Raw genomic sequence first — 11,226 nt, 5'->3', positions numbered from 1 at the left:
GATCGACGGCGGGGCGAACTCGACGCTTCGTGGCGTGAGCGAGCGTGGTCACGAGGGGAGCCGCCGGGCTCATGCTCGGCCGGGGCGACGAGGTCATCGCCGTGCCCGCGCATCGGGTCGAGGTCGTCGGGCGACGGGGAGCGGTCGCCTCGATCCCGACGCGGTCGCAGGTGGAGGAGATGCTCGCACAGTCGTGACGCGGGAAGTGGAGTCGACCTCCTCCCCGCGCTGCCGCACCGCAGGAGTAGCCTGACGGCATCCGATGAGTGGAGGCTGTCATGGTTCCCGAGATCAACTATTGGGCGGTGCTGCTGGCCACCGCGTCGAGCATGATCGTCGGCTCGATCTGGTACGCCCCGAAGGTGTTCGGCACCCGCTGGTCGAAGCTGGCGAACGTCGACATGGACAGTCCCCCGGCCACGGCGATGTGGCCCATCATCACCACGGTCATCGTCAGCTTCATCACGGCGTGGGTGCTCGCCGGGGCATCCGCCATCGCCTGGCATTTCTACGGCGGCGCGTTCTTCTGGGGCACCATCGTCACGGCGGTCACGCTGTGGGCCGGCTTCACGGCCGCGCGTTTCATCACCCACGATGCGTTCGAGGGCCGCTCGACGAGGCTGACCACGCTGAACATCGCCCACGAGCTGGTCACGGTCGTGGTGATGGCCGTGATCATCGGCGTCTGGCCGCCGGCACTCGGCTAGGTCGTCGAGTGCCGGCAGCCTCCGCGGAGGTCAGCCGATGTTCGCCGTGATGGCCGCGAGGTGGGCGGCGGACTCCTCGACCGACGACGGGCGCCCGGTGATGCCGGGTCGCTGCTGCCACGGCCGCGGACCGTCGAGCGGGCGGTACTCCACACCCGCGGCTTCCAGGCGGGCGAGGTGTTCGACCAGCCGGGGCTGGAACTCGGCGAAGTCGCGTTCGCCGTCGGTCCACAGCGCCTCGGCGAGAGCGCAGAGCCGCGGGAAGGCCCGGTAGTCGAGGCCGCGCGCCGAGTCGATGTGCTCGGTCCACAGGTTCGCCTGACCGCCGATGACGTGGCGGGCTTCTGCGGCATCGAGTTCGGCGGGAACGGGATCGAACGAGTACACGGTCTCGAGCGTCGTCACCGTGCCTACCGGGATCGGCTCCGTCGGCAGCGCTGATTCGCGGTAGTCCAGGTAGACCGTGTCCTCGGGGCAGGCGACGACGTCGTGCCCGGAGCGGGCCGCGGCCAGCGCACCGACCCGCCCCCGCCAGGAGAGCACGCTCGCCCCGGGGACCAGTCCGCCCTCGAGGATCTCGTCCCAGCCCAGCAGCTTCTTGCCCCGAGAGCGCAGGTGGTCGGCGATCCGCCCGATGAACCAGCTCTGCAGCTGCTCCTCGTCGTGCAGGCCGAGCTCCCGCATCCGCTCCTGCGTGCGAGGGTCCTCGCGCCACTGCACCTTCGGACACTCGTCGCCGCCGATGCAGACGTACTCCGAGGGGAACAGGTCGATGACCTCGTCGAGCACGCCGGTGAGGAAGTCGATCGTCGTCTCCTCCGCGTTGAAGATGACGGGGTTGATGCCCCACTTCGTCCACGGCGCATCCGGTGCGTTCTGTCCGACTCCGAGATGCGGATAGGCGGCCACCGCCGCCTGTGCGTGCCCCGGCAGCTCGATCTCGGGGATGACGGTGACGCCGCGATCCGCCGCGTAGGAGACGATCTCGCGGATGTCATCCTGCGTGTAGAAGCCGCCGTGGGGTCGACCGTCGCCGGGTGAGCCGTGCACGGCACCGACCTGGCTCTCCGGACGCCACCCGCCGATCTCCGTGAGCAGCGGGTAGCGGTCGATCGCGATGCGCCAGCCCTGGTCGTCGGTCAGGTGCAGGTGCAGCGTGTTGAGACGGTGCATGGCGAGCAGGTCGATGAAGCGCCGCACCTCCCGGGCCGGAGTGAAGTGCCGGACGACGTCGAGCATGGCGCCGCGCCAGGCGAACTTCGGGGCGTCGCGCACGTGCGTCGCCGGCGCCGCCCACCGCGTGCCGCGCACAGGGGAGTGTCGATGGATCGCCGGCGGGAACAGCTGCAGCAGCGCCTGCACCGCCCAGTGCCCGCCGCGGGCGTCGGCGGCCGAGAGGCGCACGCCCGCCGTCGTGATCTGCAGATCGAAGCCCTCCGGTTCGAGCGCGGTGTCGAGGTCGAACCGGATTCCTGAGTCCAGCTCGCGCGGTCGTTCCTCGGTGCTGTCGTCGACCGTGAGAGGGAGGACGAGGCCGGTCGCGGCACGCAACTGCTCCTGGAGACGCAGGGCCGGCTGCAGGAGCGCGGCGTGCGTCGAGACCGTCGTGAGGGGCGTGAGTTCGAACTCCCCTTCGGTCGAATTCCGGCTCTGAGCTCGGGGAAGGAGAGTCGGCGAGGGCATGTGGTCTGAATGCATGAGAGGAGATCCTGAATTCGTTGGTTTCATGGCCTAATAGTTAGTAAATAAAGTGACCTAATTGCAGAACCCTAATCGCGGTCGATTTGGAAACAACACCGTCATCGCGCAGAAATATAACAGTTCCACATCTCGCAAGGAAATGATTGACAAGGGATATGAAACAGATGTGTACTAACTTTCACCCGCCAAGCACATCGACGTGACAATTGCGGTTCCCATTCACCAAGGAGAGTTCTGTGGCAATCAAGAAGTTGGCAGCGATCGGCGCACTCGGCGTCGTGACCGCTCTCGCGCTGAGCGCATGTTCCGGTTCCGCCGGTGCCGGTCAAGGCGCCGCACCCACCGACGGCAAGGTCCCCGATGTCGACGGCAAGGGACAGAAGCTCACCGTCTGGGTCATGGACGGCGACTACACGCCCGAGACTCTCGATGCGATCAACGCGAAGTTCACCGAGGAGACCGGGGCCGAGGTGAACCTCCAGGTGCAGACCTGGGACGGGATCACCACGAAGATCACGACCGCACTCGCGACCGACACCCCTCCGGATGTGCTCGACGTGGGCAACACCCAGGTCGCCAGCTACGGCGCCAACGGCGGTCTGCTCGACCTCACGCCCTACAAGGACGACCTCGCTCAGGGGCAGACGTGGCTCGACGGACTCGTCGACCCCGCGACGATCAGCGGCAGCCTCTACGGCGTTCCCGGCTTCGCGGGCGCCCGTGCCGTCATCTACAACAAGACCATGTGGGCCGCGGCCGGTGTGACCGAGGCGCCGACCACGTACGAGGAGTTCACGGCGGCGCTCGACAAGGTCAAGGCTGCCAACGCGCAGACCCCCGACTTCTCGGCGTTCTACCTTCCGGGTCAGTACTGGTACGCGGGGCTGCAGTTCGTGTGGGACGCGGGCGGCGACATCGCCAGCGAGAAGGGGGGCGAGTGGACCTCCGGGTTCAGCACCGATCAGTCCCTCGAAGGGCTCGAGGCCTTCCAGACCTTCCAGAACGCGTACTCGTCGAAGGCCTCCTCGACGCTCGACACGATCGAGCCGAACCAGAGCCAGATCTTCGCCGACGGCAAGACCTCGGCGATCCTCAACACCAACACCAGCGCCATCCTCAAGATCGACCCGGAACTCGAAGACGACCTCGGCTCGTTCCCCTTCCCGGGCATCTCGGGCGAGACGCAGCCGGTGATGCTGGGTGGCTCGGACTGGGCGATCCCGGTGAAGTCGAAGAACAGCGATCTCGCGCTCAACTGGGTCAAGATCGCCGCGAGCCCCGAGATCCAGCAGGACTACGTGTTCGGCGTCGACGGTTGGATCCCCAACAGCACCGAGGGGATCGAGTTCGCCCAGGAATCGCTGGACGACGTGAAGGTCAGCTTCTTCACCGCCGCGCTCAACTCGAAGGCGACTCCGGCGAACGCGAACTGGACGACGATCGAGAGCAACAAGGACGTCAACGGCCTGTTCTCGTCGATCGCCTCCGGATCGAAGTCCGTCGAGAAGGCCGCCGCCGACTTCGACGCCGCCGCCGACAAGGCGCTCAACACGAAGTAGCGCGGCCGGTGCCGTGCGATCGTGCATGACCGATCGCACGGCACCTCCCCTGCGTCCGACGACGACCGCGCTCCCGGCGATGTCGCCGTCCCGACACCACGAAAGGCGAGTCCTTGGTCGACACCGCTGTTGCCTCACCCCCGACCCCCACGACCACTCCGCCGCGCGCGCCCCGGCAGAACGGGCAGAAGGGCCTGCGCCGATCGACCGCTCCGTTCTGGCTGCTGACGCCCGCGGGCCTGATGATCCTGTTCGTCACCCTGCTCCCGATCGGGTTCCTGGTCTTCACATCCTTCACCGACTACAACCAGCGCACGCTCTTCACCGGCGCCTTCTCGTTCGTCGGACTCGACCAGTACGCCGCCGTGCTCGCCGATCAGGAGTTCTGGTGGTCGCTCCTGCGGACGGTCCTCTTCACGGCCGCCCTGGTCGGCGGCAGCGTCGTCATCGGTGCGGGAATGTCCCACCTGATGACGCGGCTGCCCTCGTCGCTGCGCTACCTCACGACGGTCGTCCTGATCCTCGCCTGGGCGATGCCGAACGTGGCCTCCTCGATCGTCTGGTCCTGGCTGTTCCAGCCGCAGTACGGCGTCATCAACTGGATGCTGACGCAGACCGGTCTCTTCGGAGACATGACGAGCGTCGACTGGGCGTCCGACCCCACGCTGGCCTGGGTGTGCATTTGGCTCCTCGTCGTCTGGCAGGCCGTGCCGTTCATCGCCCTCACTCTCTACGCCGCCGAGACGCAGGTGCCGCCCGAACTCAAAGAGGCCGCGCGTCTGGACGGAGCCTCCGAGTGGAACATCTACCGGGTCGTCGTGCTCCCCTCGATCGCACCGACGATGCTGCTGGTGACGATGCTCTCGATCATCTGGGACTTCAACGTGTTCAACCAGATCTGGCTCATCTCCGAGGGAGGCCCGGACGGGGCGACATCCACCCTGGGTGTCTTCACCTACACCACCGCCTTCTCGGGCAACCTGCAGATCGGGGCGGGATCGGCCATCGCGGTCGCGTCGACGCTCATCCTCGTGGCGCTCAGCGCCCTCTACATCCGCAACCTCGTGCGTTCGGGAGAAGACCTGTGACCCTCACCACCACCACCCGGACGCGCCGCCGTCGGCGCCGGCCCTGGATCAGCAGCACCATCGCGATCGTCTTCTGCATCGTGTGGGCGTTCCCCGTCTACTGGATGGTCAACACGGCGTTCAAGCCGCGATCCGAGATGCTCAGCAGCACCCCGCACTTCCTTCCGGAGTCGCCGACGCTCGACAACTTCTTCACGGCGATCGGCAAGGGCCAATTCCTCGTCTATCTGCAGAACTCGGTGATCGTCGTCGCCGGCGCGGTCATCTTCTCGATCGTGCTCGGACTGTTCGCCGCCGCGGCCCTCTCGCGCTTCCGGTTCCGTGGACGGCGTCCGATCCTGGTGCTCATCCTGATCATCCAGATGCTGCCCGCCACCGCGCTGCTCATTCCGCAGTTCCTCATCTTCAACTCGATGGGGCTGCTCGGAACCTATTGGGGCCTCATCTTCGCCTATGTCGCGGGCGTCCTGCCCTTCTCGATCTGGGTCATGCGCGGGTTCTTCCTCGCCATCCCGATCGAACTCGACGAGGCCGCGCGCATCGACGGCGCATCGACCTGGCAGGTGCTGACGAAGGTCCTGTTCCCGCTCGTGATGCCCGGCATCATCTCGAGCAGCGTGTTCGCGTTCATCGCCGCCTGGAACGACTACATCGTGGCCTTCACGTTCATGAAGGACCAGGCGAACTACACGCTGCCGGTCTGGCTGAACTCCTTCACGGTCTCGGTGGGTGGCGAGATGGGCACCGACTACGGCGGGCAGATGGCCGCGGCCACCCTGTTCGCGCTGCCGGTCGTGGTGTTCTTCATGATCATCCAGCGGAACCTCGTGACCGGCATGTCGGCCGGCGCGGTCAAGGGCTGACACCGTGCACCTCATCGGAGAGAGAGACGTCATGAAGAGATCATCGGGAACACCCCTGCGACGTGTGCTCGTCTCGGCCGTCGTGGCCGCTGCGATCGCGGTGAGCATCGCTCCCGCAGCCTCGGCCGCTGCCGCGACGGCCGAGGACGACTGGTTCGTGAGCCCCGACGGGAGCACCGACTATGCCGCGTCCGCCGCGGCGGCCTACGAGTTCCTCGACGGGCGGGTCGACGAGTACTGCAGCGCCGACGGGATGTGCCTGCCGCGCAGCTACCGGGGCGGATTCTTCTCGACGCCGACCTGGGAGTTCACGTCGTCGTTCCTCTACGACGACGCCCTGACCGTGATGGCGTATGCCGCGCGGGGGCTGCCCGACGACATCCGCCGCGCGCGCTCGATCGGCGATGCGATGCTCTTCGTCCAGGCGAACGACCCCGACTACAGCGACGGACGGACCCGCGCCTCGTATCAGCCGGGAAGCCTCCGGGACGGCGCGGTGGAGATCGGGTCCCCGGCCTCGTACACCGGCAACCAGGCGTGGGTGGGGATGGCGCTCGCCCGCCTCTTCGACATCACCGGGGAACAGAAGTACCTCGATGGTGCCGTGCGCCTCGGCGACTGGATCGAGACGAACACCGCTGACACCGTCCGGGCGCCGTTCGGCTACACGGGCGGGCAGGATGCCGCGGGCACGTCCTTCACGTTCAAATCCACCGAGCACAACATCGATGTGACCGCGTTCTTCACCCAGCTCGCGACCCTCACCGGCGACACCGTATGGGCGGACCGGGCCGCGATCGCCGAGGGGTTCATCGCCGCGATGCAGGCGGACGACGACGGGCACCTCTGGACGGGCACGAACCCCGACGGTGTCACGACGAACTACTACCCCACGCCCGAGGACCCGCAGGCCTGGAGCTATCTCGCGACGCTCGACGACCGGTACTCGTCATCGTTGACCTGGACGGTGGACAACCTGCACGCGGTCGACGGCCCCTACGAAGGGCCGGCCTTCAGCAGCGCCGACGTCTCGAAGGTGTGGTTCGAGGGCAGCGGTCAGCTCGCTCTCGCGCTGCGCGCTCGGGGCGGCGAAGGCGATGCCGGGTACGTGCAGAAGATCCTCTCCAGCGTCGAGCTCGCGCAGCGCCAAGCGGTGAACGGCGACGGTAGAGGCATCGTCGCGTCATCGAGCGATGGACTCGACACCGGTTTCGGCGACCTCTACTACGCGAGTCTGCACACCGGCGCGACCTCCTGGTATCTGCTCGCCGTCACCGGCTACAACCCGTTCCGCCTGGCCGTCGACGCGGAGCCGCCGACCAGCCCCGGCACCGGGGCGCCGACCGGCGCGCCGGCGGATGCCGAGGGCGGCGGTGAAGCCCTCGCCGAGAGCGGATCCGCGGCCCCGGTGGGCCTCATCGCCGCAGCGGCCGTCGCGACCGCGATCGGTGCCGTGCTGCTGCCCCGGCGACGACGTGCGCGTGGCTGAGGACGCCCCGAACATCTCGGCCGGAATCCGGACGAGGGAGGATGGAGCCGTGGCAGAACTCCGCATCACGACCAAGGCCCTCCCCGAGCACGGCCGCGTCCGCAATCGCGCGATGCTGCTGCAGGCGCTGTTCCACGAAGGACCGCGCAGCCGGGCCGACATCGCTCGCCTGTTCGCACTGAACAAGGTGACGGTGTCGGCGATCGTCGGCGAGCTCATCGAGCAGGGCATCCTCGTGGAAGCGGGGCATTCCGCCGCTGTGCGCGTGGGCAAGCCCGCGACCCTGGTGGCCATCGACGACGACTCGCGGTCGATCATCAGCCTCGACCTGTCGGATGAGCAGGCGTTCCGGGGAGCGGTGATGAACCTGCGCGGACAGGCCTCGACGCTGACGCGATTCGACGGTGAAGTCGATCGACGCGACGCCGCAGCCACGATCGCCCGGGTCATCGCGATGGTGGAGGAGCTGATCGGCGAGGCACCGGCACCCGTGCTCGGCATCGGCGTGAGCAGTCCCGGCCTCGTGGACCGGGATGGCGTGGTCCGGTATGCGCCGCACCTCGGCTGGTTCGACGCCGACGTGCGGGGCGCTCTGCACGAACGCTTCGGGGTGCCCGTGCACATCGTCAACGACGCGAACGGCATGGCGCTCGCCGTGCACACGTTCCGCGAGAACGACGGTCGGAGCATCCTGATCCTCACCATCCAGCGGGGTGTCGGTGCCGGGCTGATCGTCGGCGAGAAGCTGATCGTCGGTGAGGACTTCGCCGCGGGGGAGATCGGGCACGTGGTCGTGGCCCCGCACCGGGAGAAGGCCTGCGCGTGCGGCCGGCACGGATGCCTGGAATCGATCGTCGCGATCCCCGAGCTTCGTCGGCGGATGGACGAGGGGGAGTCGCGGGAGAGTGTGGTGCAGGACGCCGCCGACGCCATTGCCGCGGCCGTCGCGCCCATCATCGCCGTGCTCGGTGCCACACGCGTGGTGCTCGCCGGTCCCGAAGACGTCCTCGACGACGACTTCGCCGCCGCGGTGCAGCGATGCCTCACCGCTCGTACCCTCCCCGCCACCACGCGGCCGATCGGTGTCGACATCGGCTCCGACGGCGGGCTGCTCGGCCTGCAGGGGGCGGCCGTCGCGGTACTCTCGGCGGAGCTGGGCATCTCGTGACCACGGGGGTCGGATGCCGTCATGAGCGGGGGCGTGCCTGATGGGGTCGAGGAAAGCGGATGCGATCGTGGCGAGCCGCGGCACGGAGAAGGCGCTTCCGGAGCACACCCGTCAGGTGAACCGCTCGCTGATCCTGCGGACGCTGTTCCACGGAGCAGCGATGAGCCGTGCCGACCTCGCCAGGGTCACCGGACTGACCAGGGTGAGCGTCTCCCGGATCGTCGATGACCTCATCGCCGAGGGGCTCGTGCTCGAGCACGAGCCGAGCTCGGGAGGGCGCGTCGGCAAGCCGAGCACGTCCATCGCGCTGAACCCGCACGCCTATCACGTGGTGACCCTCGACCTCTCGGCGTACGCCGAGCTCACCGGCGCCATCATGAGCCTCGACGGCGAGGTGGTGCACTCGATGAGCGTGCCGATGGACGGGGCGACCGGACCCGCACTCCTCGAGAAGGTGTGCGCGCTGGCCTCGGCCCTCGTGAAACGCTCCACCGTCCGCGTGCTCGGCGTGGGCGTCGGGTCGCCCGGCGTCGTCAACGCCGAGGGAGTGGTGCGGGAGGCGGTCGCGTTCGACTGGCACGACCTCGACGTCGGCTCGGCGATCGCCGCGGTGGTCCCCGTGCCGGTGCACATCGCCAACGATGCCAACGCCGCCGCCCTCGCCGCCCGGACCTATGGTCAACCCGCCGTCGACGACCTCGTCCTCGTGCGGATCGGACAGGGCATCGGCAGCGGCGTGGTCGTCCAGGGCACGCTCGTCACCGGTCATCGGTTCACCGCCGGAGAGATCGGTCACGTCCTCATCGACGAAGACGGCGCGCGGTGCCGGTGCGGTCGCCGCGGATGCCTGGAAGTGGTCGCTGCCGTCCCGTACATCCGGCAGCTGCTGGCCGAACCCGGCGCCTCCGCGACCGAGGTCCTCGGTGCGGCGGGGCGGGCCCTGGGGCGGGTGCTGACCCCGGTCGTCACGGCTCTCGGGCTCGAGCAGGTCGTGCTGTCCGGCCCGGAAGACATCGTGGGCGGCGTGTTCCTCGAAGAGGCCAAGACGACGATCGAGGAGCAGACGCTGGCGATCGTCACCGACGCCCTCGACATCCGCGTGGCCGTGCGCGGCGACGACATCGTGCTGCTCGGCGGTACTGCTCTCGTGATCGCCGAGGAACTCGGCATCCGCTGAGCCGAGCCTCGCACGCGCGTGAGGCGCGAGGACGGGCGGAGAAACTAGACCTTCGCCACTTCTGCGGGGGCCCTCGCTGTGCGAATGTTCCTAACGTGGCCGTCCGGCCGCCCACGGACCGCACGCGGACCGTGGTCCTGCCAGAGGGGTTCCGATGTCCGGTTCGTCGCGCCGAAGGATGCCGTCGGTGCTCACCGCCGCACTCGTCGCCGCGGTGTTCGCGGCCGCCGTGCCCGCCGTCTCGGGTGCCTTCGCCGCCGCTGACGGTTCCACGTCCGGGGAGGGCATCCCGGATCCTTCGCGCTCGGTCACGCTGGCCTACGAGTTTCTCGATGCCCGCGTCGATCAGTTCTGCGACGGCGAGGGCCGCTGCCTGCCGCGCAGCTACGAGGGGGGATTCTTCACCACGCCGAGCTGGGACTTCACGCCGTCGTTCGTCTACGACGACGCCTTGGTGGTCATGGCGTACACCGCCCGCGGTCTGCCGGACGACATCCGACGCGCGCGGACGATCGGCGATGCCCTCCTCTTCGTGCAGGAGAACGACCCGATCGGTGATGGGCGCACCCGCGCGTCGTACGAGCCGCACGGCATCCGCCAGGGGCGGGTGGAGATCACGGGCCCTGGCGCCTTCACGGGCAACCAGGCCTGGGTCGGGATGGCCCTCACTCGACTCGCGCACACGACCGGAGACCCGCGGTACCTCGAGGGGGCGCTGCGCGTCGGTCAGTGGATCCAGGACAACACGGCCGACATGGCCCGGGCGCCGCACGGCTACACCGGCGGCCAGCTCGAGGATGGCACGTCACTGACCTGGAAGTCCACGGAGCACAACAGCGACGTGGCCGGGTTCTTCACCCAGCTGGCGCAGCTCACCGGTGATGCGGTGTGGGCAGATCGGGCGGCCGTCGCCGCGAGTTTCGTCGCGGCGATGCAGAGCGCCGACGGCCACGTGAACACCGGTACCGGCCTCGACGGCTCGACGATCAACACCCGGCCCATCCCCCTCGACGCGCAGACGTGGAGCTCGCTTGCCACCGGCGACCCGCGTTACGGGGCGGCACTGGATTGGACCCTGGAGAACCTGATCGCAACCGACGGCCCCTACACCGGACCGTCGATCAGCGAGGTCGACGTGTCAAAGGCGTGGTTCGAGGGCAGCGGACACCTGGCGCTGGCTCTCCGGCTGCGCGACGGTGCGGGTGATGCCGAGACGGCGGAGACGCTGCTGCACAGCATCCGTCTGGCCCAGCGCGATGCCCCGAACGGCGACGGCAAGGGGATCGTCGCGACCTCGAACGACGGCCTCGACTCGGGCTTCGGCGATCTCTACTACGCGAGCCTGCACACCGGCGCGACGGCGTGGTATCTGCTCGCGTCGGCGGAGGACAACCCGTTCGTGCTGCCGGTCGACGCGGCCTCTTGAGTACGAGCCGCCCCCGTGCGTGCAGACGCAAGGGGCTGGTTCGAACCG

Annotated in this window: 10 protein-coding genes; 9 read left to right on the top strand and 1 reads right to left on the bottom strand. The window is 68.4% G+C overall.

Annotated elements, in window-relative coordinates; all coding sequences use genetic code 11:
• Positions 1–44 precede the first annotated feature (44 nt).
• Positions 45–197, top strand: coding sequence for a hypothetical protein (locus tag BQ2383_RS19345; protein WP_167381576.1), 153 nt, complete (start codon positions 45–47; stop codon positions 195–197).
• A gap of 81 nt (positions 198–278) precedes the next feature.
• Positions 279–707 carry a DUF1761 domain-containing protein gene (locus BQ2383_RS08850; RefSeq protein ID WP_091032657.1) on the top strand — a complete coding sequence of 143 codons (429 nt, stop codon included), beginning with the start codon at positions 279–281 and terminating at the stop codon, positions 705–707.
• 30 nt (positions 708–737) lie between these two features.
• Here the strand turns inward: BQ2383_RS08850 and BQ2383_RS08845 are convergent, their stop codons facing one another.
• Entirely contained in the window at positions 738–2,390 is a 1,653-nt protein-coding gene (locus BQ2383_RS08845) for a beta-N-acetylhexosaminidase (RefSeq protein ID WP_091032655.1), read from the bottom strand.
• A 254-nt stretch (positions 2,391–2,644) separates the two neighbouring features.
• Between BQ2383_RS08845 and BQ2383_RS08840 the strand changes: the two genes are divergently transcribed.
• From BQ2383_RS08840 to BQ2383_RS08810, 7 genes are all read left to right on the top strand, one after another.
• Positions 2,645–3,967: an extracellular solute-binding protein gene (locus tag BQ2383_RS08840; RefSeq protein ID WP_091032652.1), complete on the top strand. Its 1,323-nt coding sequence runs from the start codon at positions 2,645–2,647 to the stop codon at positions 3,965–3,967.
• A gap of 113 nt (positions 3,968–4,080) precedes the next feature.
• Positions 4,081–5,055, top strand: coding sequence for a carbohydrate ABC transporter permease (locus tag BQ2383_RS08835; RefSeq protein ID WP_208617645.1), 975 nt, complete (start codon positions 4,081–4,083; stop codon positions 5,053–5,055).
• The gene (locus tag BQ2383_RS08830; RefSeq protein ID WP_208617644.1) at positions 5,052–5,918 is read left to right on the top strand and encodes a carbohydrate ABC transporter permease; all 867 of its coding nucleotides are present in this window, start codon (positions 5,052–5,054) and stop codon (positions 5,916–5,918) included. The genes BQ2383_RS08835 and BQ2383_RS08830 overlap by 4 nt, the downstream gene beginning before the upstream one ends.
• 31 nt (positions 5,919–5,949) lie before the next feature.
• Entirely contained in the window at positions 5,950–7,407 is a 1,458-nt protein-coding gene (locus tag BQ2383_RS08825) for a hypothetical protein (RefSeq protein WP_208617643.1), read from the top strand.
• Positions 7,408–7,456: 49 nt separating this feature from the next.
• A complete protein-coding gene (locus BQ2383_RS08820; protein WP_167381575.1) occupies positions 7,457–8,575 on the top strand; it encodes an ROK family transcriptional regulator in 1,119 nt (372 codons plus the stop codon).
• A gap of 40 nt (positions 8,576–8,615) precedes the next feature.
• Positions 8,616–9,752, top strand: a complete 1,137-nt coding sequence (locus BQ2383_RS08815) for an ROK family transcriptional regulator (protein ID WP_091032646.1) — start codon at positions 8,616–8,618, stop codon at positions 9,750–9,752.
• A gap of 178 nt (positions 9,753–9,930) precedes the next feature.
• Positions 9,931–11,178: a hypothetical protein gene (locus BQ2383_RS08810; RefSeq protein ID WP_244175982.1), complete on the top strand. Its 1,248-nt coding sequence runs from the start codon at positions 9,931–9,933 to the stop codon at positions 11,176–11,178.
• The last annotated feature ends 48 nt before the right edge of the window (positions 11,179–11,226 follow it).

Origin of the sequence: Microbacterium oxydans (genome assembly GCF_900095745.1) — a bacterium.
GTDB lineage: Bacteria > Actinomycetota > Actinomycetes > Actinomycetales > Microbacteriaceae > Microbacterium > Microbacterium oxydans_B.
This window is presented reverse-complemented; position numbering and strand designations above follow the sequence as displayed.

Bases quoted from the DNA above. Each gene is read 5' to 3' on its own strand.
- BQ2383_RS08850 (WP_091032657.1), top strand. From the start codon at position 279: ATGGTTCCCGAGATCAACTATTGGGCGGTGCTGCTGGCCACCGCGTCG.
- BQ2383_RS08845 (WP_091032655.1), bottom strand. From the start codon at position 2,390: ATGCCCTCGCCGACTCTCCTTCCCCGAGCTCAGAGCCGGAATTCGACC.
- BQ2383_RS08825 (WP_208617643.1), top strand. From the start codon at position 5,950: ATGAAGAGATCATCGGGAACACCCCTGCGACGTGTGCTCGTCTCGGCC.
- BQ2383_RS08815 (WP_091032646.1), top strand. From the start codon at position 8,616: ATGGGGTCGAGGAAAGCGGATGCGATCGTGGCGAGCCGCGGCACGGAG.
- BQ2383_RS08810 (WP_244175982.1), top strand. From the start codon at position 9,931: ATGCCGTCGGTGCTCACCGCCGCACTCGTCGCCGCGGTGTTCGCGGCC.